Here is a 26,628-nt window from a genome sequence, read left to right on the forward strand (position 1 = left end):
ACCGCCCCGTGTTGCCCGGACTCTACGGCATCGCCTTTGCCAGGGGTATGTGGCCGGTTTGCAGAGCGGTCCGACAAGCAGAGATAATCAGCCCACATTCTGGAGAAAAACATGGCATCCGTTAACAAAGTCATCCTGGTCGGCAACTGCGGCCGCGACCCCGAAATCCGCTATTTGCCTTCCGGCCAGGCCGTGGCCAATGTCAGCGTGGCCACCAGCAGCCGCCGCAAGGACAAGAACACCGGCGAAACCATTGAAGACACCCAATGGCACCGCGTCACCTTTTACGACCGCCTGGCCGAGATCGCTGGCGAGTACGTGCGCAAGGGCCGCCCTATCTATGTAGAAGGCCGCCTGAAGTACGGCAAGTACACCGACCAGGCCGGTGTTGAAAAGAGCACGGTGGACATCGTGGCTACCGAACTGCAACTGCTCGGCGGGCGTGAAGGTATGGGCGGACCGAACGATGGGGATGAAGGCTCGGCACCACCGCCCGCCCGCCGACCTGCACCGGCACCGCGTTCAGCGGCGCCTGCACCGGCTGCGCGCCAAGCTCCAGCACCGCGTCCGGCCAGCGGTTTTGATGATATGGATGACGATATTCCCTTCTGAGGAAGCGCCGCAAACCAGTCGGCAAAAATCAAACAAAAGGCCCTGATTCATCAGGGCCTTTTTATTTTCGATTCTGTTCGTGAGTGAACAAAAAGAAGGCGAAAGTTCTGCAATTCGCACGAAGCTTGCTGTGCACCAAATGGATCCCCAATCCGTACTGGTTTGCAAGGCCAGGAGCAGAAATATGATTCAAGCGAAATCGACAGTACACAAGACCTTGGCTGCAGAGTCAGAGCAGGCGATCAACTTCCTGACCACCATCAGTGACTTGTTGAAGCAGCAGCGCAGGCACTTTGATGATGCAGTGGTCACCCACTGCATCAGACTGATTAGCGACTATGTGGAAGAAAAAAGCAAAGAGAATCCCATGGAGAACAACCCAGGCTCCACTAGCACAGTCCGCCGTTCCTAGCATGCTGGCCCCTTGCATTACACCATTCCCCTTTTCTGATTTTTCAAAAACGGAACCAAGCTTCCGACGTGCATAGTTGATTCGGTAAAGCCTTTATGAAATGTCCTTGCACGGACAAATGCTGATACGTGGTTCTGAGCGCTGAAACACCATCCGATCTTTCGATTTTGGGTGTGTCGTTATGAGTCACTTGTTGCCGGGATTGCGTGAATGACGAAGACCCGTGATCTGCGTGTTTTGCTTGCCACGCTCCTTGTTCTGAATGTCTGGTCGCCGTGCATTGCACAGTCTCTCCCCGAGCTCATAGACAGCATTCTCATCTCCCACCCTTCCGTACGCTCGCAACGTGCTTTGGGAGAATCTGCAAAGGAAGCGGTGCAGGGTGCTGAGTGGCAGTTCTACCCCACTCCCTCGATTGGCTTTGAGCAGGTAGATGCCAGCCGCTTGGACCCCAACTACCCCTCCTTTGGCGACAAGAATGTAACGACCCTGCGTTTGCAACAGCCCTTGTGGACCGGCGGCAGGTTAACAGCAGGGCTGGACCGGGCAAAGGCTGCGGTAGTCGCCAGCCAGGCCACGCTCGACAGCGTGCGTCAGGACCTGGCACTGCGGGTTGTTCAGTTTTATGCTGATTGGTTAGGCGCACTGCTCAAGCGCCAGGCCTACGAAAAAAGCCTGAAGGCCCACAGGACCTTGCAGGACCAGATCAACCGGCGCATCGCCGGCGGCGTCTCACCCCAAAGCGACCTGACCCTGCTGCTGGGGCGCGCCCAACAAACCGAGGCCGATCTGTCGACCGCGCAGGCCCAGGAGCAATCCGCACTGGGGCGCCTGTCCCAGTTGCTGGGTCACAGCCTGCAAGCCCGGGACATGGCCGCCACCCTCAGCACGCCCCAGGCCATTGCCGCCAGCGCACAGGAACTGCTGGAGCAGGCCCAGGCGCAAAACCCCGGCGTCATCAAGCTGCAGGCGCAGGCGCAGATTGCCGAGGCAGAAGTCACCAGCGCCAAAGCCGACCTCAAGCCCGAAGTCTATTTGCGCGCGGAGAGCCAATACGGCAGCTACGCCACACCGGGCACGCCCACCTTGAACCGCTACTTCGTGGGCTTCTCCAGCCGCTTTGGCGCAGGCCTGTCCACGCTCTCTCAGGTCAGCGGCGCCGAAGCGCGTTACCAGGCCGCTCTGGCGGACATCGACAGCACACGGCTTAGCCTGGGCGAACAAATCCAGTCCGACTACGCGCAGGCTGCAACCGGGCAGTTGCGGCTCATGGCCTTGCAAGCGTCGCTGGAGTCAGCCGACAACATCACCCGTGCCTGGAACCGCCAGTTTGTAGCCGGGCGCAAGACCTGGACAGATGTGATGAATGCCGCCCGCGAGCTCGCCCAGCTCGAAGCCCAGATCGGCGACGCCAAAGCCGCCCAATTGCTGGTGACCTGGCGCATGGCCATCGTCGGGCGCGGTGTAGACGATGTTTTGATCGCAGCTCTGTCTTCAGGCGCGGTCGTTGCCACGCCTTCACCGGTCCGTATGCGTGCAGCAGAGCCTGATGAGTCCGTGGTCACTTTGGCCGCCGGAGTAGAGACCGAAATTCCCTTGTACGCACAAGGTGAAGCGGATGCAATTTTGTTGCGTATGGCCCCCTCTATTGACCCCCTCAATTTTGGTGTTGGTGTGGGCGCCTCTGACATCACTCACCCCCTCAAAAACAGCGAAGGCCTTTGGTGAACTCACTTCTCTATACCCTGGCCCGCCTGGCGCAACTGCAGGCTGAAGCGGTAGACCGCGTGGCCCTGCACGAGGCCTGTAAGGCAGCCTTTGAAGTCGCAGGTACGCAGGATCCGAAAGCCCGGATCGCCACCGTCTGCCGCCACCTGCAAGTCAAGCCTGCGACCTGGCTGCGCAGGCCCGATGCCTCTTCCGTGCCCGCCCTCTTGCACCATGCCCAGCGCGGCTGGGGCATTCTGCGTGGCATCAACGGCCAGGGCCAGTGGGTCTCGGAGTGGGTGGATGCACAGGCCCAGAAGTGGAGCGAGGTTTCTCTGGACGCCGCCACCCTGGCCGACTGCCAGGCGGCCCGCCTGCGCCTGCAAAAGCCCTATGAGGCCAGCAACAGCCCGGTGCTGCGCCTGGTGCGTGAAGAGCTGCTGGCCAACAAGAAGATGCTCATCGACGCAGCCCTGGGCGGCATCGTGATCAACCTCATTGCCCTGGCCACTTCCTTCTACAGCATGCAGGTCTATGACCGCGTGGTGCCCACCGGTGCCAGCCAGACCCTCTTGGTGCTCACCCTGGGCGTGGTCTTTGCCACCTGCTTCGAGCTCCTGGCCAAGCGCGTGCGCTCAGGGCTGTACGAGCGGCTCATTGACGAGGTGGACAAACGCCTCTCGCGCGCTGTCTACATGCGCTTTCTCTCCATCCGCCTGGACCAGCTGCCCGGCAGCGTGGGCGGTCTGGCTGCGCAGATGCGGGGCTATGAATCGGTGCGCGGCTTCCTGACCACCCTTACCTCGCAGCTCATGGTGGACGCCCCCTTTGCCATCCTGTTCCTGGTGCTCATCATGCTGATATCGGGCATCCTGGCCCTGATCCCGCTGGCCTTCTTTGTGCTCTCGGTGGCCATTGGCCTGTACTACCGCGCTCGGGTTGAGGCCTTTGCGCGCAAGGCCACGGCTGCGGGCAACCGCAAGACCGGCCTCTTGGTGGAGGCCGTGGAAGGGGCCGAGACCATCAAGTCCGGCCAGGGTGGCTGGCGCATGCTCTCGCGCTGGATGCAGACCACCGACGAGGCGCGCGACTACGAGATGCAGAGCCGCGCCATCCAGGAGCACGCCCAGCACCTCATGGCCAGCTTCCAGCAGATCTCCTACGTGCTGCTGGTGGCCTCGGGCGCCCTGTTGGTCAGCAAGGGCGAGCTCACCATGGGTGCGCTGATTGCCTGCTCCATCCTCTCGGGCCGGGTGCTCACCCCCGCGGGCATGATCCCCAACCAGCTGGTGCAGTGGGCCAACACCAAGGCCGCCCTCATGGGACTGGACCGGCTCTGGGCATTGCAGGACGACCACCATGGCTGTGAGCACCCGCTGGTGCCCGATGCGGTGCGCGGCCACTACAAATTGGAAGAAGTGAGCAGCGCCTACGGTGGCAACAAGGCCCTGGAGATCAAGGCCCTGACCATCCAGCCGGGCGAGCGCATCGGCGTCATCGGCCCCATCGGTGGTGGCAAGACCACGCTCTTGCGCCTGCTCAGCGGCATGTACAAGCCCCAGGGCGGGCGCATCCTGCTTGACGACATGGAGCTCTCGCATATCTCCAAGCCACTCTTGGCCGAGCGCATTGGCTACCTGCAGCAGGACGGGCGCCTCTTTGCCGGCACCCTGCGCGACAACCTGGTGCTGGGCCTGCTGGACCCGGGCGACACCGCCATCCTGGAGGCCGCCAAACGCACCGGCCTCCTGAACGCAGTGATTGCGGTGCACCCCAAGGGCTTGCAGCAGGACATCCATGAGGGCGGCACCGGCCTCTCGGGCGGGCAGCGCCAGTTGGTCAACCTCACCCGCGTGTTCCTGCGCCAGCCCGCCATCTGGCTGCTCGACGAGCCCACCGCCTCCATGGACCGCAGCCTGGAGCAGCAGGTCACCGAGGCCCTGAAGGTATCGGTACAGAGCCAGGACACCCTGGTGCTGGTCACCCACAAGGGCGAGTTGCTGGAGCTGGTGGACCGGCTCATCGTGATTGCCAACCACCAGGTGCTGATGGATGGCCCCCGGGACCAGGTGCTGGCGCGCCTGCAGAACCCGCCGCCCCAAGCCCAAACACCACCCCAAACACCACCCCAGACGCAGCCACCAACCCAGGCCAGCCCCACCCAGCCTGTGGGCAGCGCCCTGGCCACCACCGGAGCCCGCGCATGAGCCGCCCCTTCACCGAACACACAAGCAGCTGGCGCAGCCCCTCCATGATGGTGCTGCTGGCCGCCGCCCTGCTGCTCTTCATTGCCTGGGCCGCCAGCTTCGAGATTGACCAGGGCGTGCGCGCCAGCGGCCAGATCATCTCCAGCGCCCGCACCCAGATCATCCAGACGGTGGACGGCGGGGTGCTGTCCGAGCTGCGGGTGGTGGAGGGCCAGCAAGTCAAGGTGGGCGAGGTACTGGCCGTGCTGGAGAAGAGCCGCGCCGAGGCCGGGTTTGAGGAGAGCCGCGACAAGGTGGCCTCACTCACCATTGCCATGACCCGCGCGCGTGCCGAGGCCCGTCTGCAGGCCCCCGCCTTTGGCCCGGAGTTCAAGGGCTACCCGGAGTTTGTGGCCGCCCAGCAGGCGCTGTACCAGCAAAAGAAGCGCACGCTGGAAGAAGACCTCAAGGCCGGCAGCCAGAGCCTGTCCATGGCGCGCGAGGAGCTCCACATGACCGAGGCCCTGCTCAAGGACGGTGATGTCAGCCAGCTCGAAGCCCTGCGCGCACGCCGCCAGGTGACAGAGCTGGAGGGGCGTCTGGCCGCGTCGCGCAACAAGTACCGCCAGGAGGCCAGCGCCGAGGCCGCCAAGATCGAAGAAGACCTGGCCTCGGTGAACGCCAAACTGGCCGAGCGCCGTGACGTGCTGGGCCACACCGAGCTCAGCGCGCCGGTGGCAGGCGTCATCAAGTACCTGAAGGTCACCACCATAGGCGGCGTGCTGCGCGGCGGCGATGAGCTGATGCAGATCGCCCCCACCGATGACGACCTGATCATCGAAGCCAAGATCAACCCTTCGGACGTGGGACAGCTGCGTGTGGGCCTGCCGGTGAGTGTGAAGCTGGATGCCTTTGACTACTCGGTCTACGGCATGCTGCACGGCGAGCTGGTCTATATCAGCCCGGACACTTTGTCCGAGGTGGGACAAAGCGGGCAGTCACAAACTTACTACCGCGCAAAAATTCATTTACCGCATTCCCAAGGTAACAACCCCAAGGCGCGCGACATCGTGGTCAAGCCCGGCATGACCGTCAGCGTAGACATACGCACTGGAACCCGCTCGGTCCTGAACTACATGGCAAAACCGATCTTCAAGGCTTTTGGTGGCGCTTTGATTGAGCGTTAGTTATTTGAATAGTTGAAAAGGCGATTTACTAAAAGGAAAAAAACATGGCTACAACAAATATTCCAATTTCCGTGCAGCCCGACGACATTCCGGCGCCCGCACAGAGCTATCAACAGGCCATGCAGAACCTGAACGCCATTGTGGTCGCAAGCCCATCGCAGAGTGGCGTTGTAGTGCTGACCCCCCAGCAACTCACCACAGTCAACACGCAAGCAGGCCAGCACTACAAGCTGCGTCGCCGTGGCGATAACAATTTGCAAACGCCGGACAATGTTGTCGCTGTGCGCCATGGTGATGATCTGCACCTTCGCTATGCTGATGGCAGCGCAGTCAGTTTTGAAAACTTCTACTCTGTATGCACCAACGGCAGCGAGTGCAGCGTGGATGTTGCCGGTGACGGTGGACAGAGCTTTTCGCTCAGTGGTGCCAATGTCGGCAACGGCGTTGTGGCCGACGATGGCCTGTTGGTATATGCCCATGGAGAGCATGATGTACTCATGTCCATGGCGCAAGACCAGAAAGGTTTGAGTAGCGCAATTCTTGGTCTGAGTGGCACGGAGGAAGTAACTTATTTGCCGCCCTCTAACCAGGCCATTGGCTTGGCCTTGGGTGCTATGGCATTAGCTGCCTTGGCATCTTCAAAAACCAATTCAAACAGCGGCAACGTGCCCTTGGGTGCCGATGCAAAAATTGCGGGCGATGCAGCTACGCGCGCGCTTGCGGCCATCAGCTCCGCTGCAGATAATGATTCAGCGAAGAGCACCATAACCGATGCAGCCACTTATTTGGCTGCCGGTGTGAGTGGTGTTTCAGCAGAAAACTTGGGCGCAGTCAACAGCGCGCTCGATAGCAAGGCAATCACTGGCGCCAACGCCGGCACCGCCGCTCAGGTGCAGGGCATTGTGAATGCCTACAACGCCATTCTGTCCAGCGCCGACGGCAGTGTAGGCAGCACGGCCACACCGCTGACCGGTGCGCAATACACGGCTGTGGGAGTGACTGGGGTGAGTGGGAATTCACAACCCGGCAATGCCTTGCATCTGCTCGACAGCGTGGTGGATGTCAGCGCACCGACCCTGGTAGATACCGTTCCAGAATTGCAGCTCATGGCCAACGCAGCCGCCCACGTTATCAGTGGGGCAGCCGGCGGTGCCGCACCCAGCCTCGAAGAATTGAAAGCGCTGGGTATCGTTGGTGTCACTGACGCCAATCTGCTCTCGGTACAGAATGCCATTGCCAATACGGCTGACAACGGCACAGGGGTTGATACACAGGCGGCCCTCCAGATCGTCGTGAATGGAGCTGTTGCCTCACATCCGATCATTTCCACCGCACTGGGGGGTGTTAGCAACTTGGATGTCAGCTCGGATCTGGTCCTCACTGCCAACCAGACCGTGACCTTGGGCACGGGCTTTATTCACATTACCGACAAGGGCGGCTCCAATGGCGGTACCGGTTACCAAAGCGACACCAACACCAATAACCAAGACATTGATGTAGCCAGTGCAGTCAAGAGCGGTCTGTTGAATATCAGCGGCACAGGAACCAACACCAAGATCATCATCAACCCGCAGTGGGATCTGGACCTGTCATCCAATTACCAGATTTCCATTGACGATACAGTCTTTCGCAACGCCGACGGAACGCAGGCCGCCGTGCCCTTTGTGCCCATAAACTTCAGCACCGTAACGCCAGGTACACACACCACGGGTAAGGCGATCACGGAAGCGGCTGCCTCGCAAATCATGAACGACAACACCGGTCTGCTGGTGGCCAGCAAGAGCTGGCTCGATGTCCAGGCCATAGGCAACAACACAGGCAGTGTGGCGCAGCTTGGTACGTTGTCTGGTGGTGCTTTCGCCTTGGTGATGAAGAACTATGCCACGACGCCGGGCGGTCCCAGTGGCGATGGGTCCGACGGTATGGCCGCCCATGACACCTTTGTCGGTTTCACTAATTTTGGTGCCGATGACGTTGTCTACTTGGATAGCCAAGTTAACAACTTTGCCACCCAGCTATTTGAAGGCAAGAACACCCAGATGACCGACGGGAGCAACCAAACCGGCGGCCTGACTGGTCAAAACGCCCTTGTTTTTGGGGAAGTGAATACCCCTAAACAACAGGGTAACCAGGCCATGGTTTTGCTGGGCCTCGAAAACAATACAGCCAACACGATCTATTCTTCCATCTATACCTTCGATGCTAACAACATAGGCTGGGCCAATGTCTGGCATCCGCTAACAGCGCCGGTAGTTATGGGTTAAGCAAGGCCTCGCCCAAGTATCTCTTCTCTCCAAAACCAACTATATCTAAGGAGTCATCATGGCTACAACAACTTCAAAATATTACGTCGTTACCCCCGCTTCGGACAATCAGGATTTCCTGGACTTTGATCTTCGCTTCGGCAACATTACCACTGCTGGCGAGTCCATTCAGTACACTGGCTCAGGCAAAGTCGATAGTATTTTCGTCAGGCCCGGCCTGACCTATGACCTGACCACAACGGGTGGTGGAATCGACAAAATTTATATGACTGGCAATCTGGCAGATTACGCCACCGCATATGACACAGCTTCGCAAACCCTGATGCTGTCCCGGACAGTTGCGGGCCAGAACGAATCGGTCAAAATCGCTGGCGGAACACCGTCAAATTTTGACAATCTGGTGTTCGCGAATGGCACCGTCAATTCGAACACGCTCACGCTCGCTGTCAAAAACGCGACTGCTATGCCGGTGCCCAGTTTGACGGAGACATCCCTGGCCCCTCAAGGAGCAGCTTCTCCTACTGCGCAGCTGAACGCAACCATTCAAGCCTATTCCACCAATACCGCCTCGATCAACATGGTGGGTGAGACCTTTGCGACGACCCGGCCCGGCATCAAATTTGTGGTCAATGGTGGTAGCGGCATTGATACGGTCTATGTGGCCGACGGTCAGACGGTAGACGCGTCTGTGCTGGGTTTCAGCGTGGACCTGGTTTACTTCCGCGGCAACTGGGCTGATTACACCAAGACGCTGCTGTCAAGCGGCACCAGAATACAGTTCACTCGGCTCATCAATGGCAACACCGAGTCGGTGATCGTCTCTGCCGGCTCGCCAGTGAACTACGACAAACTGATTTTTGCAGACGGTGCCGTCAAAAGCGACCAGGCAAAAGCGGCCATCAGCATAGACCCCTTAGGCCCCATCAACAAAGTCACGGATGTGGACCCCACCACCGTAACCCCCGTCATCTCGGACGACCAAGTGGCTGCAGCCCTGGCAACGATCAGCGGTGCGGCCGATATGAATAACGCTGACGCTACCAGGACATCGGCATTGGTTTATAAAACCGCCGGTGTAACAGGTGTCACCGGCGACAATCTGGCCGCCATCAATGATGCGCTGAACAGCCAGGCCGTCACGGGTGCAGCGGCTGACACTACACCGGAAATTCAGAAAATCGTCAACGCCTACAAGGCCATTCTGGCCAGTGCAGACGGCAGTGGCAACAACACCACTACGCCTCTGACTGGCGACCAGTACAACGCCATTGGTGTGGTCGGAGTCAGCGGATCGCCGGTGTCTGGAACGCCCCTGGCGCTGCTGGACAGTGCAGTGGATGCCAAGCCCCCTACCGGTGTGGACACTATCGCCGAATTGCAATCCATGGCCGATGCTGCCAACCATGTCATGGCAGCTGCAGGTGGTACGTCAGCCCAGATTGCAGCATTGACACTCGATGACTTGAAGGCATTGGGCGTTTCCGGTGTAAACGCGGACAATCTGCCCGCCTTGATTGCCGCCATTGGCAAGGTAACACCCGACAGCAACATCGACAGCCTGGGCGAGTTGCAGACGGTTGTTACCAATGCTGCCAACAGCGCGGCCAACGCGCTGCAACAGATCATCAATGCTGCGGAATCCAATAATGCGGTCCTCACGGGCTTGGCGGCCAGCGTTTTTAGTGCCGCTGGCGTCACTGGCGTGGATACCAACACCAATCTGTCCTCTATCGACCTCGCTTTGGACAGCAAAACAGTGACCGGAACCTCTGCCAACACCACGGGCAAGGTTCAGGCCATTGTGGATGCCTACAACGCCATTCTGGCCAGCGCCGACAATCGCGTCGGCAATACCTCACCTGCGTTGAACGGAATGCAATACACCGCCATCGGTGTCACCGGTATTTCTGGTATCGCTGCGCCCGGCACTGCACTGAACCTGCTGGACGATGTGTTGGATGGCAAGGCACGTACCGACGTGGACGCAGTAGTTGAAGTACAGGCACTTGCCAATGCTGCAATCAATGTAATCACCGCAACCAACGGTGGTCCCGGCTTGGTGAGTTTGGACGACTTGCTTGCGCTGGGTATCACGGGTGTAGGTCCCGGCACCATCCGCAGTGTGGCTACCGCGATTGGCCAAGTGAATCTCAGCACAAAGGTAGACACCCTGATGAAGCTGCAGGGTGTTGTTTCAACCGCGGCTACCTGAGCTGCAGGCACTGGCCAATGCAGCGGCCCGCCTCATCGCAGCGGCTGGTGGCACGCCCAGCGAGATTGCAGCGCTCACGATCGATGACCTCAAGCTCCTGGGTGTGAAGGGCGTGACCGTTGACAATCTGCCCGCAGTCATTGCCGCCATCGGCAAGACCACACCTGACACAGCGGTGGACACGGTGGACGAGATCCAGACGGTCGCCACGACTGCACAAACAGCAGCTGCCAACGCCTTGGCCAAGATCAGCAACTTGGCGGGCACCGACAAAGCGGACGCCAACACTCCGTCATTGGACGACTACACTGCCGCCGGCGTGACCGGTGGCTTTGTCATCAACGGCTCGTCGAACACCAAGCTGAATGTGCTTTCGGCCTCCAATGCCGGGGACGTAAATGGTGACGGCCTGCAGGACCTGATCATTGGTTCCAGTGACGGCACCACGGGTGGCAGTACCTATGTGGTGTTTGGAAAAACCGACAACACGGCCATCAGCATTGATGACATTACCAACGGCACAGGGGGCTTCAAGATCACTGGCCCGGTTTCTGCCGGCGTTACTTTGGGTGTATCCGTCAGCAGTGCGGGTGACCTTAACGGCGATGGCCTGTCCGATTTGATTGTGGGCACCGCGACAAGCACCAATGCTGCCAGGCCCGCAGGCGCTGCCTATGTCATTTATGGCAAGGCACCAGCGCAGACCATGTGGTCCTGGGTGCCGGCTTTGTGGACACGGGCCTGACGGCCATCATGAACGGCCATACCTACGAGGTCTACAACCAGGGCACTGCGGTGCAGTTGCTGATAGACCAGACGGTGGACCGGCAAGGGGCCACCACAGTAGCCGCCGCATTGGCCACCATCCGTGACGCAGCCCAGGTCAATAATGCCAAGACAACCATCACGACACCTGACGTCTTTGCCGCAGCCGGAGTCTCTGGCGTTGGCGTGGGTCTGCTGCCTTCCATCGACAGCGCACTCGACAGCGATGCAGTGACTGGCGCTTTGGCCGACACCACCGCCAAAGTACAAGGCATTGTGGATGCCTATACCGCCATCCTGGCCAGTGCCGATACCAGAACAGGCAACACCACCCCACCACTGACCGCTGCGCAATACACCACCGTCGGTGTGACCGGAGTGAGTGGTGGCACCAGCACGCCAGCCACCGGTACGGCCCTGTTCCTGCTGGACAACGTGGTGGACGGCAAGGCACCTGTGGACGTAGACACCGTGCCTGAGCTGCAGGCCCTGGCCAATGCGGCCAACCACCTTATCGCGGCCGCTGGTGGCACGCCCGCCGACATTGCCGCCCTGACGCTGGATGACCTCAAGGCCCTGGGTGTGACAGGCGTGACTGCCGACAACCTGCAGGCCGTCATTGCCGCCATCGGCAGGACCACGCCCGACGACGCCATCGACACCCTGTTGGAAATCCAGAACGTGGCCACGGCCGCTGAAAACGCAGCCAACGCACTGGCCATCATCCGTGACGCAGCCACCGCCAACAACGCCAGCACCAAGCCTCTGGGTACCGGCGTCTACAGCGCGGCCGGCGTGACCGGCGTGGATGCCACCTTGCTGCCCTCCATCAACAGCGCACTCGACAGCGACCTGGTCACCGGCGCGCAGGCTGATACCACAGCCGAAGTACAGGGCATTGTGAATGCCTACAAGGACATACTCAAACTGGCTGATACAGGTGCTGGCTCACCTGTACCCGCCGTCAGTGCCGCGCAGTACGCTGCCATTGGCGTGACCGGCCTGAGCGGCAATTACCTGGATCCGGGAACAGCCCTGACCCTGCTCGACACAGCGGTCTTTGGCATCGGTTCGCCCAACGTAGACACCGAGAAGGAAGTGCAGTTCCTGGCCAATGCGGCCATCCATGTCATGGATGCAGCCGGTGGCTCCGCCGCACAGGCCCTGGAAGTGACCAAGGCAGACCTGGACGCCATGCGCATCACCGGTGTCACAGCCGACAACCTGGGAACCATTCAGGCCTTCATACGCAACACCACGCCCGACAGCGCGGTAGACACGCTGACCGAGCTGCAGGCGGTGGTGAATGCGGCCCTTGTCAAACCTGTCAACCCGCCCATCAATGTGACCAGCATTGCCAACGGCACTGGTGGCTTTGTCATCAACGGTGAAGCCGCAGGCGACGGCAGTGGCTACAGAGTCGCCAATGCAGGTGATGTGAATGGCGACGGCCTGTCCGACATGATTGTTTCGTCATCTGTCGATGCCACTGCAGTGGGCAAGAGCTATGTGGTGTTTGGCAAGACTGACAACAGCCCCATCAACCTGAGTGCGGTGGCTGTCGGCAGCGGCGGCTTTCTCATTCCCGCCCTGTCTGCTGGCGATGGCTCTGGCTGGGCCATCAGTGGCGCTGGCGACCTGAACGGCGATGGCCTGTCCGACCTGTTGGTTTCGACGCCCTTTACCAATGCCAATGCCGAGGCCGGTCGAAGCTATGTGGTGTACGGCAAGGCGACGACCAACGCGGTCGACCTGAATGCGGTGGCCAATGGCGTAGGCGGATTTGTCATCAATGGCATATCCACCCTGGACCGCTCGGGCTTTAAACTCAGCAGCGGTGGCGACGTCAATGGCGACGGATTCACGGATGTGGTGGTTGCCGCACCCAACGCCAATAACGGTGGCAGTTCCATCAATGGGACCGGCAGCACCTATGTGGTGTTTGGCAAAGCCAGCAACACCGCCGTCAATTTGAGTGCCATTGCGGCTGGAACTGGCGGCTTTGCCATCAATGGCGGCGCGGGTGATTTCACCTCTGGCTATGCTGCCAATAGCGCGGGCGATGTGAACGGCGACGGCTTGGATGACCTGGTTATTGGTTCGCCCAACGACAACAACAGTACCGGAGCCAGCTACGTGGTGTTCGGCAAGAGCAGCACTTCCGCGATCAACCTCAGTGCCGTCGCCGCTGGAACGGGTGGCTTTGTCATCGCCGGGACCGGGACTTTCGCGGACAGCGGTTATTCCGTGAGCAGTGCGGGTGACGTAAATGGTGACGGCCTGGCCGATGTGCTGGTGGCCTCGCCTTCGTTCAGCAGCGGGCTCAATACCTCGGCTTATGTGGTGTTCGGCAAGGCGAGTGGCTCGGCTGTCAATCTGGCTACGCTGACCGCAGGCGCCGGAGGCACAGGGGGCTTTGTCATCAACGGCGTTTCAGCCAGTGACGGCGTTGGTTTCTCCGTAAGCAGCGCAGGCGACATGAATGGCGACGGTCTGTCCGACATCATCGTAAGTGCCTTGTATGCCAACGGTCGTACCGGCAGCAGCTATGTGGTGTACGGCAAAGCCGACGCCTCGGCCGTCAACCTCAGCAGCGTGGTGGCTGGTACAGGCGGCTTCGCCATCCAGGGGACTGTGGCAGAAGGCCAATTGGGCCACTCTGTCAGCAGCGCGGGAGATGTGAATGGCGATGGCCTGTCCGACCTGATCGTGGGTGCACCTCTGGGCACTTCCACAGGGGCCAGCTACGTCATCTTCGGTGGCACCCAATACGCCACCACCGTGGACCTGCTGGGCGATGCCAATGCCAATGCGCTGGTCGGCACCAGCGCAGCAGATACCTTTGCTGCAGGGGCCGGCAACGACACCCTGCTTGGCAATGGTGGCGCCGATGTCATGTACGGCGGTGCGGGCAACGACACCTTTGTGCTCAACGCCAGCAATATCGCGGCGCTGCAAAGCAACCTGGGCTCTGGAGGCAACACTGGGCAGCTAGCGCGCGTGGATGGCGGCACGGGCATTGACACCATCCAGCTCAGCGGCGGCGCCAGCCTGGATCTCACCAAGGTCAGCAATGCGGGAGGTGCTACGCCCGATGATCTGTCGCGTATCAACAGCGTGGAAGTCATTGACCTCAAGTCCGACAGCGCTGCCAACACGCTGACCCTGCAGCTCAAGGACATTGTCGACATGTCGGGCATGAACGTGTTTAACAGCGGCAATACCAGCTTGGTGAGTGGTGCGGCTTTGGCTAGCACGGTATCCCGGCACCAGCTTGCCGTGTTCGGCAACACGTCGGACACACTTTCCATAGACGCCTCGGGCTGGACCAACACCGGCACCGTGGTCAGCTACAACGGCCACACCCTGGCGGTTTACAACAACAGCAACAGCGCGTCGCAACTGCTGGTCGAGCAGGGTGTCAACTCGTCCCTGACGAATGTGGTGCCGCAGCCCATCAACCCGCCCATCAATGTGACCAGCATTGCCAACGGCGTGGGCGGCTTTGTCATCAATGGCACGTCCACAGGCGACCACAGCGGCTTCTCTGTCAGCAACGTCGGGGACGTCAACGGCGATGGACTGGATGACCTGCTGGTGGGCGCCTACAACGAGACCACCGTGCTGGGTCAAGACTATCTGGTGTTTGGCAAGACCGACACCAACGCCGTGAATCTGAGCGCAGTAGCTGCTGGCACGGGTGGTTTTGCCATTCCTGCGGCTACGGCGGGGGATGGCACTGGCTGGGTTGTTGCAGCAGCAGGGGATGTCAACGGTGATGGCCGGGCCGACCTGCTGGTCTCCGCCTACAACGCCAACAATGGCACTGGCAAAGCCTATGTGGTGTATGGCAAGTCCGATACCAGCGCGGTCAATCTGAACACCGTGGCACAAGGCATCGGAGGCTTTGTGCTCAATGGAGTGAACAGTCCCGACTATACGGGCGAATCCATCAAGAGTGCCGGTGATGTCAATGGGGACGGTCTGGCCGACTTGCTCGTCACCGCTCCCAAAGCAAAGGACGCCGCCGGCATCAGCTATGTGGTGTTTGGCAAGTCCGGCAACAGCGCCGTCGAACTGAGTTCGGTAGCTGCTGGAAACGGCGGCTTTGCCATCAACGGCATCTCCAACTCAGACTTCAGTGGTTGGGTGGGCAGCAACGCGGGTGACGTGAATGGTGACGGCCTCACCGACCTGCTGATTGCCGCCTATTCTCAGCAAACCGAAACGGGTGCTTCATACGTGGTATTCGGCAAAACCAACACGGCATCGGTTGACCTGGCGTCTGTGGCCGCTGGCGCGGGCGGCTTTGTTATCAAGGGGATATCCCAGGGGGATCAAAGCGGCTTCGGGGTCAGCAACGCCGGCGACATCAATGGCGACGGCCTGGGTGACCTGCTGGTGGGCGCACCCGGCGCAAATGGCAAAACAGGTGCGACCTATGTGGTGTACGGCAAGGCTGGCACAGCTGCCATTGATCTTGCTGCAGTGGCCGCCGGCAATGGTGGTTTTGTGGTCAATGGCGAGAACCCTGATGACAAGAGTGGCGGCTGGGTCAGCAACGCCGGTGACATGAACGGCGACGGTTTGGCCGATATGGTCATCGGTGCTCCCTATGCCAACGGCAAGGCTGGCAAGACCTATGTGGTGTACGGCAAGACCGGCAATGCGGCCGTCAGCCTGGGCGCGGTCGCCGCGGGTACGGGGGGCTTTGTCGTCAACGGTATGCCAAACGGCAAGACTGGCCTTATGACTGGCACTGCGGGCGATGTGAATGGCGATGGCCTGTCTGACCTGATCGTCGGCGCGCCCGGTTCCGATGCCAATGCGGCAGGCACCAGCTACATCATCTTTGGTGGCACCCAGTACGCCACCACCGTGGACCTGCTGGGCGATGCCAATGCCAACACGCTCAATGGCACCAGCGCAGCAGAGACCTTTGCTGCAGGGGCCGGCAACGACACCCTGGTGGGCGGTGGTGGTGCCGATGTCATGTACGGCGGCGCGGGCAACGACACCTTTGTGCTCAACGCCAGCAATATTGCAGCCCTGCAAAGCCCGATGGGCTCTGGTGGCAACACCGTGCAACTGGCGCGGGTTGACGGCGGCACGGGCATTGACACCATCCAACTCAGCGGTGGCGCCAGCCTGGACCTCACGCAGGTCAGCAATGTGGGAGGCGCCACGCCAGACAATCTGTCGCGCATCAACAGCGTCGAGATTGTTGATCTCAAGTCCGATGGCGCAGCCAATATCCTGAGCCTGCAGCTCAAGGACATCGTGGACATGTCGGGCATGAACGTGTTCAACAGCGGCAACACCAGCCTGGTGAGTGGCTCGGCAATGGGGGCTACGGTGGCCAAGCACCAGCTTGCCGTATTCGGCAATGCGTCGGATGCTTTGGTCATAGACGCGGCGGGCTGGACCAACACCGGCACCGTGGTGAGCTACAACGGCCACAGCCTGGTGGTCTACAACAACAGCAGCAGCGCAGCACAGCTGCTGGTTGAGCAGGGTGTGGTCTCTGCATTGCCCACTACGGTCACGCCCCCGCAGCCGATCAACCCGCCCGTCAATGTGACCAACATCGCCAACGGCACAGGTGGTTTTGTCATCAATGGGGCGGCGGCAGGCGACCGCAGCGGCTACTCCGTCAGCAATGCGGGAGACGTCAACGGCGACGGACTGGGCGACCTTCTGGTCAGCGCCTACAAGGAAGGCACGCTGAACGGCACGGACTATCTGGTGTTTGGAAAGGCGGACACCAATGCTGTCAACCTCAGTGCGGTGCTTGCTGGCACTGGCGGTTTTGCCATACCCGCCCTGGCGGCAGGGGACGCAACCGGTTTCATCGTCAGCGGCGCGGGCGATGTCAACGGCGACGGCCGGGCCGACTTGCTTGTCTCGTCCAGCAACGCCAATAACGGAGCTGGTAAGGCCTATGTGGTGTACGGCAAGGCCGATACCAACACCGTCAACCTGAACTCCGTGGCGCAGGGTGTGGGAGGCTTTGTCATGAATGGCGCCATGGCCAATGAGAGCAGCGGCTTCTCCATCAACAACGCAGGCGATGTGAATGGCGACGGTTTGGCCGACCTGATCGTGGGCGCCAGCACCGGCCAAAACCTGTCCAACATTCCTGGCAAGGCCTACGTGGTCTTTGGCAAGACCGATAGTTCCCCAATCGACCTGAGTGCCGTGGCAGCAGGAGCCGGTGGCTTTGTCATCAAGGAATCTGTATTCGGCAACTATGGCGGCTGGGCCGTCAGCGGCGCGGGTGATGTCAATGGCGACGGTCTGGCCGATGTCATTGTGACCTCCCAGGTGGCAGCAGGCAGTGCGGGTGCCAGCTATGTGGTGTTCGGCAAGAGCAATACGACGGCCATCGACATGAGCTCCGTGGCCAATGGCGTAGGCGGCTTTGTGATCACGGGCGCATCAGCGGGCGATATCAGTGGCTTCTCGGTCAGCATTGCCGGGGACGTCAACGGCGACGGCCTGGCCGATATTCTGATGGGTGGTCCTGGCGTCAATGGAAACGCGGGTGCCTCCTATCTGGTCTACGGCAAGGCTGGCACGGGTGCCATCAACCTGTCGTCGGTCGCCAACGGCGTGGGTGGCTTTGTAATCAAGGGCGAAATGCCCAACGACAACAGCGGCAACTGGGTGCGCAGTGCCGGTGACATGAACGGCGATGGCCTGGCTGACATGGTCATTGGTGCGCCCCATGCAGATGGAGGTGCCGGCAGAACCTATGTGGTCTACGGTAAGACCGATAACGCCGCCATCAATCTGAGCGCGGTGGCAGCCGGTACCGGCGGCTTTGCGGTCATAGGCGCAGCCAACGACAGGTCCGGGCTGGATGCCAGCAGCGCGAGCGACGTCAACGGTGACGGCCTGTCCGACCTGATCGTGGGCGCTTCCAGCAATGACCCGAACTCGGCAGGTAGCAGCTACGTCATCTTCGGCGGCACCCAGTACGCCACCACCGTGGACCGCCTGGGAGATGCCAACGCCAACACGCTCACCGGCACCAGCGCAGCAGAGACTTTTGTTGGCGGCGCAGGCAATGACACTATCACCGGCAATGGCGGCGCAGACGTCATGTATGGCGGCGCAGGCAATGACACCTTTGTCATCGGCGCCAGCAACGTCATTGCCCTGCAAAGCCCCATGGGCTCAGGCGGCAATGCGGGGCAACTGGCGCGCATCGATGGCGGCACCGGCATAGACACGATCCAGCTCAGCAACGGCGTCAGTCTGGACCTCACGCAGGTGAGCAACGCAGGCGGTGCCTTGCCGGATGGCTACTCGCGCATCAACAGCGTGGAAGCCATAGACCTCAAGACCGACACCGCCACCAACGTCCTGAACCTGCAGACCAAGGACATTGTGGACATGTCGGGCATGAACGTGTTCAACAGCGGCAACACCAGCCTGGTGAGCGGAACTGCATTGGGTGCTACGGTAGCCCGGCACCAGCTTGCCGTGTTTGGCAGCAGTGCCGATGCACTGAGCATCGACACCGCAGGCTGGACCAATACTGGCACCGTGGTGAATTACAACGGCCACAATCTGACAGTCTTCAACAGCGGCAGCAGCGCGGCGCAGTTGCTGGTTGAGCAGGGTGTGGGTACTTCTCTGCCGGGTACGGTAACACCGGTGCCGATTACGCCAACGGCTGCGGTAAACCTGTCTTCCATTGTCAATGGAGCAGGCGGCTTTGCCATCAATCCCCTGATAGCCCCTGTTCGGTCGAACGCTGGCATCCAAAGTGTGGGAGATGTGAATGGGGATGGCTTGGATGATCTGATCGTAAGCGCGACCTTCGCAAGTAACGTCAGTTTGACCAGAACGTACCTTGTGTTTGGAACAGCGAGTAACGCGCCCATCAATCTTGAGGCAGTTTCCACGGGTACGGGAGGATTCGGCATTCAGGATGAAATTTCGGGCACTGACGGTCGCGCCGCCTTCAGCGCGGGCGACATGAACGGAGATGGACTGGCCGATATCCTGATTAGCAGCCCTAGCTATGCCGAAGGTGCCGGAAGGACCTATGTTGTGTATGGCAAAGCAAACACAGCTACCGTCAATCTCAGCGACGTTATTTCAGGCAAGGGTGGCTTTGCGATCACGAATAACGTGAGGAATTACCAAGCGTATGTCACTACAGCCTTGGGCGATGTCAATGGGGACGGGTTGAGCGACCTGTTGGTGAGTACACCTGGGCTCTCTGGACACTTTGGCGGCGCCTTTGTGATGTTTGGCAAGGCTGCCAATACTACGGTAGACATCAGTACCGTGGCCAGTGGCAATGGGGGCTTTGCCATACAAGAAAGTTCAGGTTTTATCGGTGGCGTCAGTGGAGCGGCAGCAGGAGATGTGAACGGGGACGGCATTGCTGACATAGTTATTAGCCGTGGACAAGGCCCTGATCATGTGAGCCTTACCTATGTGGTGTACGGCAAATCGGGGGACCAAGCGGTGAACCTGAGCGATGTGGCCAATGGCGTAGGTGGATTCTCCATTTCCGGAACAGCAATCAATGATGGAAGCGCAAATGCTTGCAGCGGTGTTGGGGATGTCAACGGTGACGGCTATGCCGACTTGGTTGTAGGTGCTGCCTTCATTACAACGGCAGCCGGTGCAAATGCCGGGGCGAGTTATGTGGTGTTTGGAGGACCCAACAATACATCACGCAACCTCGGCACATTGGCTGCCAACGGTCAAGGTTTCAAGATCGCAGGTTCTATAACGCAGGGTTATAGCGGCACTACAGTCAGTGCTGCGGGTGACATCAACGGAGACGGTTTGGCGGATTTGCTAATAGGTGCTGATGGTGTCAATGGTTCTGCGGGAAATTCCTATGTGGTTTACGGTAAGGCGGACTCTACGGAGGTCAACCTGGCTGCTGTTGAGGCAGGCACCGGGGGCTTTGTCATCAAGGGAATATCAACCGGTGACCATAGTAGCAGCAGCATTGCCAGTGCGGGGGATGTCAATGGTGATGGCTTCGACGACCTGATTGTGGGTGCATATGGTGCCAATGGCCAAAAAGGCGGCAGTTACGTCATCTTCGGCGGCTCCAAATATGCCACCACTGTGGACTTCCTGGGCGACGCCAATGCCAACACCCTCACCGGCACCGGCGCATCAGAGACCTTCGCCGCCGGCGCAGGCAACGACACGCTGATTGGCAATGGTGGCGCAGACGTGATGTACGGCGGTGCGGGCAATGACACCTTTGTGCTCAACGCCAGCAACATCACAGCCCTGCAGAGCAATCTAGGTGCCGGTGGAAACATCGGGCAACTGGCGCGTGTGGATGGCGGAACGGGTCTGGACACCATTCAGCTCAGTGGCGGTGCCAGCCTGGACCTCACTCGCGTGAGCAATGTGGGTGCGGGAACTTCCGAGGGCTTCTCACGCATCAGCAGCATCGAGAAAATCGATATGGCCACCGACGCGGCAGCCAATACCTTGACGCTGGCCCTGAAGGATGTGCTGGACATGAGCGGCATGAATCTGGTCAACGCCAGCAGCAAGGGTTCATTGGGCTGGACCAGTGGCACCTATAGCTTTGGTACCACCGAGTCACGCCACCAGTTGATCATTGATGGCACCAGTGCTGACCGTGTGGTGACCAGTGGCGGCTTTGTGGATACCGGCACGACCGCCGTCATGAACGGCCACACCTACGAGGTCTACAACCAGGGCAACTTTGCACAGCTGCTGATTGACCAGAGTATCAACAGGCAGTCCGTGCTGTGATGACCGGTGAAAGTAGCCGCGGCATCTGAGGTGCCGTGGCTACAAAAAACCCCCGATAGACCTTTATAGGGTCTGGCGGGGGTTTTTATGTGTGGCAATGTGTGATCAGCGGGCGACTCAGGCCGGGTCGCTCTTGAGCTCCTTGAGCAGTTCTTCGATGGTCGGGTTCAGGTCGTTGAACTTGCGCTCGCGCTGCTTGTTGGAGAACTTGTGCCAGTGCGGCAACTGCAGTATTTCCAGCTTGCCGTAGGAGATGGTCAGCCAGCCTGCAGCGGCCAGCTTTTGCACGAACTCTGAAAAAATGGTGCGCGACACACCGCACAGGTCGGCCAGTGTTTTTTGCTTGACCGGAATTTCCACGCCCAGGCCAAAGCCGATGGTGGGTGGGCGGTCGGAGTGGTAGAACAAGGCCTCGGCAAACAACGACAGGCCCATCACCACACGCAGGCAGGGGTTGCCGAACTTCATCAACATCAGCATTTCCGAGGTCTTTTGCACGCGCCAGGCCATGAGGCGCGTCAGGTAGAGCGCGAAGGTGGGCTGTGTTTCCATCAGTTCCAGAACAATGTCACCCGAAATGCTCATGACATCGGTGGGGGCCAGGCAGACGAAGTCCGCATAGCTGGCCTTGCGGTTGATGATGGACTGCTCGCCAAACCAGGAGCCTTCGCCATAAATGCTGATGGGCATGAGCATGCCTGTGGGGGACTCGGTGGAGGCGGCAACCAAGCCGGTGATGATGAAGCGCCAGGCGTCGATTTTGGAACCTTTGGACCAGATGACCTGGCCCTCTTCAAACGACGAGACCTTGACGAAGGCCGCCATTTGCAGTGCTTTCTCCTGAGAAATTCCAACGTTTTTAAGTTGTTGGTATTTGAAATTTCCGTACATAGTGGCTCTTGTATACATAAAAGCTCCCGGTTGTCCAAAATGCCTTGCATTTCGGCAGCCACAAAATAGATGCCGGACCGCCAGGTAGCGGTTTCTTTCGTGAGGGGTGGTCTTTATATTGTGTTCGTCAGTGTACATTTTTTGTGCACTGATGAATACCACTTTCTTGCCGATGCGCCCGGCGCCGGCAAGTTTCATGGGTGGGCTATGCCACGAGCGGGTCAGAGGCTGGCGATGACGCCGCCGCCCAGACACACTTCACCGTTATACAACACGGCGGACTGGCCCGGCGTGACAGCCCATTGCGCTTGCGGGAAGTCCAGAGTAAAGCCGCCCGCTCCCAAATCCTGAAACTGGCAAGGCGCATCGCTTTGCCGATAGCGGGTTTTGGCAGAGAGTGTTTCTTCGGTCGGGGCTTGGCCTGCGGCCCAGCTTGCGTCCTGCGCCTTGAGGTGGGTGGACTGCAGCCAGGGGTGCTCATGCCCCTGCACCACCCACAGAGTGTTGTGCTCCAAGTCCTTGCGCGCGACAAACCAGGGTTCGTGCTCGCCGCCGCCACGCTGCGCACCTTTGGCCTTGAGCCCGCCAATGCCCAAGCCCTGGCGCTGGCCCAGGGTGTAGAAGGACAGCCCCACGTGCTCGCCGATGGTGTGGCCCTTGGGGTTCTTGATGGGCCCGGGTTCCTTGGAGATGTAGCGGTTCAGAAAATCGCGGAAAGGGCGTTCGCCAATGAAGCAGATGCCGGTGGAGTCTTTCTTCTTGGCGTTGGGTAACTGCATCTCGGCGGCGATGCGGCGCACCTCGGTCTTGTGCAACTCGCCCACCGGGAACAGAGTCTTGGACAACTGGGCCTGGTTCAGCCGGTGCAGAAAGTAGCTCTGGTCCTTGGACGGGTCCAGGCCCTTAAGCAATTCATGCAGACCGGTGGCCGGGTTCTGGCGCACGCGTGCGTAGTGACCGGTGGCGATTTTGTCGGCGCCCAGGCGCATGGCATGGTCCAGAAAGGCCTTGAACTTGATCTCGGCGTTGCACAGGATGTCGGGGTTGGGCGTGCGTCCGGCCTGGTATTCACGCAGGAACTCGGCAAACACCCGGTCCTTGTAGTCGGCGGCAAAGTTGACGTGCTCGATCTCGATGCCGATCACATCCGCCACAGCAGCGGCGTCTACAAAGTCAATGTTGGAGGAGCAGTATTCGCTGTCGTCATCGTCTTCCCAGTTCTTCATGAAGATGCCGATGACCTCGTGGCCTTGCTGTTTGAGCAGGTGCGCGGTGACTGCGGAGTCGACTCCACCGCTGAGTCCGACGACGATACGTTGTTTGGCCATGGACCGATTTTAGGTGCGCAATGACGGCAGGCCATGGAGACGGGGATTCACAAGCCATTGAGCCAAGTCAGGGAAGGCGCTCCGGGAGCCGGTGAATTATCAGTTAAGCTCGCTTTCGCAGTTGATCTGCCGTGCTGGCCGAGCCGCAATTGCCGCACAGGCTGTTTCCAATAATATTGTCGAGGAGTCGCTTCATGCAAACAGGCGTAGCAACCGGGGCATCATCGGGTAACACCGCTGCCCCCGCCACCACTCAAACAGCGCAGCGCATTGGTGTGCCGCGCGAAATTTTCCCCGGTGAAAAGCGTGTGGCGACCGTGCCCGACGTGGTCGAGAAGCTGATCAAGCTGGGCTTTTCCGTTGCCGTGGAAACCGGTGCCGGCGATGCGGCTGACCTGAGCGACGACGCCTACCGCGCGGCTGGTGCCAGCGTGGTGGCGGACGCAGCCCAGCTCTGGGCCACGTCAGACATCGTGTTCAAGGTGCGCCCGCCCACACCGGCGGAAGTGGCTGCCATGCCCGAAGGGCAGACGCTGGTGGGCTTTGTCTGGCCAGCGCAAAACCCCGATCTGATGCAGCAGCTCACCGCCAAGAAGGCCACCGTGCTGGCCATCGACGCGCTGCCGCGCACGCTGAGCCGCGCGCAGAAAATGGACGCCCTGACCTCGCAAGCCGGTGTGGCCGGTTATCGCGCCGTGATCGAAGCAGCCAACGCGTTCGGACGGTTCTTCAACGGCCAGATCACGGCCGCGGGCAAGGTGGCACCGGCCAAGGTGTTCATTGCCGGTGCCGGTGTGGCGGGTCTCGCCGCCATTGGCACCGCCGCCAGCCTGGGCGCCATCGTGCGTGCCAATGACACCCGCGCCGAAGTGGCCGACCAGGTGGTGTCGCTGGGTGGTGAATTCGTCAAGGTGGATTTCGAGGAAGAGGGCTCCGGCGGCGGCGGCTACGCCAAGGTCATGAGCGAGGGCTTCCAGCAGGCCCAGCGCGCCATGTACGCCAAGCAGGCCAAGGAGGTGGACATCATCATCACCACCGCGCTGATCCCCGGCAAGCCTGCGCCCAAGCTCATCACCGCTGACATGGTGCGAAGCATGAAGCCGGGCAGCGTGATTGTGGACATGGCCGCCGAGCAAGGCGGCAACTGCGAGCTGACCGTACCCGGCCAGGCGGTGGTGACGCACGGCGTGACCATTGTGGGCTACACCGATCTGGTGTCGCGCCTGTCGCGCCAGTCGTCCACGCTGTACTCCACCAACCTGTTTCGCCTGACGGAAGAGCTGTGCAAGACCAAGGACGGCGTCATCAACGTCAACATGGAAGACGATGCCATTCGCGGCCTCACGGTCACCAAGGACGGCACGATTACCTGGCCGGCACCGGCGCCCAAGGTGGCTGCGGCCCCCGCAGTGGCCAAGCCGGCGGCGGCACCCGCGGCCAAGAAGGCGCATGGCCACGGCGCACCGAGTGAGCCCATGGCTGGCAACAAGCTGGCGGTGATGTTTGGAGTGTCGGCGGCCCTGTTCTGGTTTGTCGGTGCGAATGCGCCGCAGGCGTTCCTCGCGCACTTCACGGTGTTTGTGCTGGCCTGCTTTGTGGGTTACATGGTGGTCTGGAATGTGAAGCCCGCGCTGCACACGCCGCTGATGAGCGTGACCAACGCCATCAGCAGCATCATCGCCATTGGCGCCCTGGTACAGATTGCACCGCCGCTGGTGGTGGGAGCAGCCGGGCGGCCGGACGACTGGATCCGCTGGCTGGCAACGGGGGGCATTGTGCTCACCTCCATCAATATGTTCGGCGGCTTTGCCGTAACCCAGCGCATGCTGGCCATGTTCCGTAAATAAGGGAGACGACTGATGTCTGCAAGTTTGGCAACCGTCTCCTATATCGGAGCGACGATTCTTTTCATCCTCAGCCTGGGCGGCCTGTCCAACCAGGAATCCTCACGCCGTGGCAACCTGTTTGGCATGATCGGCATGACCATCGCTGTGCTGGCCACAGTGTTCGGCCCGCAGGTGGGTGCCAGCGGCATTCCCTGGATCATCGGCGCCATGGTGGTCGGTGGCGCCATCGGTCTGTATGCGGCGCGCACCGTGCAAATGACGCAGATGCCCGAACTGGTGGCGCTGATGCACAGCATGGTCGGCCTGGCCGCGATGCTGGTCGGCTTTGCCACCTTCATCGACCCCGAAGCCTCCAAGGAATTCACGGGTGCAGCCAAGTCGATCCATGAGATGGAGATCTACATCGGCATCCTGATTGGTGCCATCACCTTCTCCGGCTCCATCATCGCTTTTGGCAAGCTCTCGGGCCGCATTGGCGGCAACCCGATGCTGCTGCCCGGACGCCACTTCATGAACCTGGCAGGCCTGCTGGTGGTGATTTATTTCGGTGGCGTGTTTCTGAATTCGCACAGCATTGCAGAAGCCATGACCCCGGTGACCGTGATGACCGTGATCGCCCTGCTGTTCGGCATGCACATGGTGTTGGCCATTGGCGGCGCCGACATGCCGGTGGTGGTGTCCATGCTCAACAGCTACTCCGGCTGGGCTGCAGCGGCCACCGGCTTCATGCTGTCCAATGACTTGTTGATCGTGATTGGTGCGCTGGTGGGCTCCAGTGGCGCCATCCTGTCCTACATCATGTGCAATGCCATGAACCGCAGCTTCATCAGCGTAATTGCCGGCGGCTTCGGCACCACCAGCGCGGCGCCCAAGCCCGCGGGTGGCGCGACGCAGCCGGCCGGCGAAGTGGTGGCGGTGAACGCGACGGAAGCGGCCGAGCTGCTGCGTGAATCCAAGAGCGTGATCATCGTGCCGGGCTACGGCATGGCGGTGGCGCAGGCCCAGCACACGGTGTTCGAGATCACCAAGGTGCTGCGCGAAAAGGGCGTGAACGTGCGCTTCGGCATCCACCCGGTGGCCGGACGCATGCCGGGCCACATGAACGTGCTGCTGGCCGAGGCCAAGGTGCCCTACGACATCGTGTTTGAAATGGACGAGTTGAACGACGACTTCCCCGCCACCGATGTGGCCATCGTCATCGGCGCCAACGACATCGTGAACCCGGCCGCTCAGGACGACCCGACCAGCCCGATTGCCGGCATGCCGGTGCTCGAAGTCTGGAAGGCCAAGACCTCCATCGTGATGAAACGCAGCATGGCTTCGGGCTACGCCGGCGTGGACAATCCGCTGTTCTACAAGGACAACAACCGCATGCTTTTTGGTGACGCCAAGAAGATGTTGGACGAAGTGCTGACCGTGCTCAGGACCTGACGCGCGGCACGGCAT

At 60.3% G+C, this 26,628-nt stretch carries 13 protein-coding genes; 11 read left to right on the forward strand and 2 right to left on the reverse strand.

All coding sequences use genetic code 11. The features are described from left to right. The first annotated feature begins 111 nt into the window (after nt 1-111). The 9 genes from ssb to DIC66_RS13410 all read left to right on the forward strand — a co-directional run bounded on the left by ssb (nt 112) and on the right by DIC66_RS13410 (nt 21,116). Nucleotides 112-612, forward strand: coding sequence for a single-stranded DNA-binding protein (gene ssb, locus DIC66_RS13370; RefSeq protein WP_117178019.1), 501 nt, complete (start codon nt 112-114; stop codon nt 610-612). 79 nt (nt 613-691) lie between these two features. Next, nucleotides 692-1,024: a hypothetical protein gene (locus DIC66_RS22920; RefSeq protein ID WP_147321310.1), complete on the forward strand. Its 333-nt coding sequence runs from the start codon at nt 692-694 to the stop codon at nt 1,022-1,024. Nucleotides 1,025-1,234: 210 nt separating this feature from the next. Continuing rightward, nucleotides 1,235-2,752, forward strand: coding sequence for a TolC family protein (locus DIC66_RS13380; RefSeq protein ID WP_117178023.1), 1,518 nt, complete (start codon nt 1,235-1,237; stop codon nt 2,750-2,752). Further along, the gene (locus DIC66_RS13385; RefSeq protein ID WP_199534746.1) at nt 2,749-4,938 is read left to right on the forward strand and encodes an ATP-binding cassette domain-containing protein; all 2,190 of its coding nucleotides are present in this window, start codon (nt 2,749-2,751) and stop codon (nt 4,936-4,938) included. The genes DIC66_RS13380 and DIC66_RS13385 overlap by 4 nt, the downstream gene beginning before the upstream one ends. Continuing rightward, on the forward strand, nt 4,935-6,104 hold the full coding sequence (locus tag DIC66_RS13390; protein ID WP_117178027.1) for a beta-barrel domain-containing protein: 1,170 nt from the start codon (nt 4,935-4,937) through the stop codon (nt 6,102-6,104). Before DIC66_RS13385 ends, DIC66_RS13390 begins: the two co-directional genes overlap by 4 nt. Nucleotides 6,105-6,148: 44 nt before the next feature. Continuing rightward, nucleotides 6,149-8,368, forward strand: coding sequence for a hypothetical protein (locus DIC66_RS13395; RefSeq protein ID WP_147321311.1), 2,220 nt, complete (start codon nt 6,149-6,151; stop codon nt 8,366-8,368). 58 nt (nt 8,369-8,426) lie between these two features. Further along, nucleotides 8,427-10,580: a hypothetical protein gene (locus DIC66_RS13400; RefSeq protein WP_147321312.1), complete on the forward strand. Its 2,154-nt coding sequence runs from the start codon at nt 8,427-8,429 to the stop codon at nt 10,578-10,580. Further along, nucleotides 10,555-11,325 carry a VCBS repeat-containing protein gene (locus DIC66_RS13405; protein ID WP_117178033.1) on the forward strand — a complete coding sequence of 257 codons (771 nt, stop codon included), beginning with the start codon at nt 10,555-10,557 and terminating at the stop codon, nt 11,323-11,325. Before DIC66_RS13400 ends, DIC66_RS13405 begins: the two co-directional genes overlap by 26 nt. After that, a complete protein-coding gene (locus DIC66_RS13410; protein WP_117178035.1) occupies nt 11,289-21,116 on the forward strand; it encodes an FG-GAP-like repeat-containing protein in 9,828 nt (3,275 codons plus the stop codon). Before DIC66_RS13405 ends, DIC66_RS13410 begins: the two co-directional genes overlap by 37 nt. 117 nt (nt 21,117-21,233) lie before the next feature. Here DIC66_RS13410 and DIC66_RS13415 read toward each other — a convergent pair whose 3' ends face one another. After that, nucleotides 21,234-21,941: a Crp/Fnr family transcriptional regulator gene (locus DIC66_RS13415; protein ID WP_233505913.1), complete on the reverse strand. Its 708-nt coding sequence runs from the start codon at nt 21,939-21,941 to the stop codon at nt 21,234-21,236. A gap of 287 nt (nt 21,942-22,228) precedes the next feature. Next, nucleotides 22,229-23,335 carry a tRNA 2-thiouridine(34) synthase MnmA gene (gene mnmA / locus DIC66_RS13420; protein ID WP_117178039.1) on the reverse strand — a complete coding sequence of 369 codons (1,107 nt, stop codon included), beginning with the start codon at nt 23,333-23,335 and terminating at the stop codon, nt 22,229-22,231. A 194-nt stretch (nt 23,336-23,529) separates the two neighbouring features. Between mnmA and DIC66_RS13425 the strand changes: the two genes are divergently transcribed. Both DIC66_RS13425 and pntB read left to right on the forward strand, forming a co-directional pair. Next, nucleotides 23,530-25,182 (forward strand): Re/Si-specific NAD(P)(+) transhydrogenase subunit alpha, encoded by a 1,653-nt coding sequence (locus tag DIC66_RS13425; RefSeq protein WP_117178041.1) that lies wholly within the window; start codon nt 23,530-23,532, stop codon nt 25,180-25,182. Between the two features lie 12 nt (nt 25,183-25,194). Next, nucleotides 25,195-26,613 (forward strand): Re/Si-specific NAD(P)(+) transhydrogenase subunit beta, encoded by a 1,419-nt coding sequence (pntB, locus tag DIC66_RS13430; RefSeq protein ID WP_117178043.1) that lies wholly within the window; start codon nt 25,195-25,197, stop codon nt 26,611-26,613. The last annotated feature ends 15 nt before the right edge of the window (nt 26,614-26,628 follow it).

Source organism: Rhodoferax lacus, from assembly GCF_003415675.1.
Lineage (GTDB): Bacteria > Pseudomonadota > Gammaproteobacteria > Burkholderiales > Burkholderiaceae_C > Allorhodoferax > Allorhodoferax lacus.

Bases quoted from the DNA above. Each gene is read 5' to 3' on its own strand.
- DIC66_RS13395 (WP_147321311.1), top strand. From the start codon at position 6,149: ATGGCTACAACAAATATTCCAATTTCCGTGCAGCCCGACGACATTCCG.
- DIC66_RS13425 (WP_117178041.1), top strand. From the start codon at position 23,530: ATGCAAACAGGCGTAGCAACCGGGGCATCATCGGGTAACACCGCTGCC.
- DIC66_RS13390 (WP_117178027.1), top strand. From the start codon at position 4,935: ATGAGCCGCCCCTTCACCGAACACACAAGCAGCTGGCGCAGCCCCTCC.
- mnmA (WP_117178039.1), bottom strand. From the start codon at position 23,335: ATGGCCAAACAACGTATCGTCGTCGGACTCAGCGGTGGAGTCGACTCC.
- DIC66_RS13380 (WP_117178023.1), top strand. From the start codon at position 1,235: ATGACGAAGACCCGTGATCTGCGTGTTTTGCTTGCCACGCTCCTTGTT.
- pntB (WP_117178043.1), top strand. From the start codon at position 25,195: ATGTCTGCAAGTTTGGCAACCGTCTCCTATATCGGAGCGACGATTCTT.
- DIC66_RS13400 (WP_147321312.1), top strand. From the start codon at position 8,427: ATGGCTACAACAACTTCAAAATATTACGTCGTTACCCCCGCTTCGGAC.
- ssb (WP_117178019.1), top strand. From the start codon at position 112: ATGGCATCCGTTAACAAAGTCATCCTGGTCGGCAACTGCGGCCGCGAC.
- DIC66_RS13415 (WP_233505913.1), bottom strand. From the start codon at position 21,941: ATGGCGGCCTTCGTCAAGGTCTCGTCGTTTGAAGAGGGCCAGGTCATC.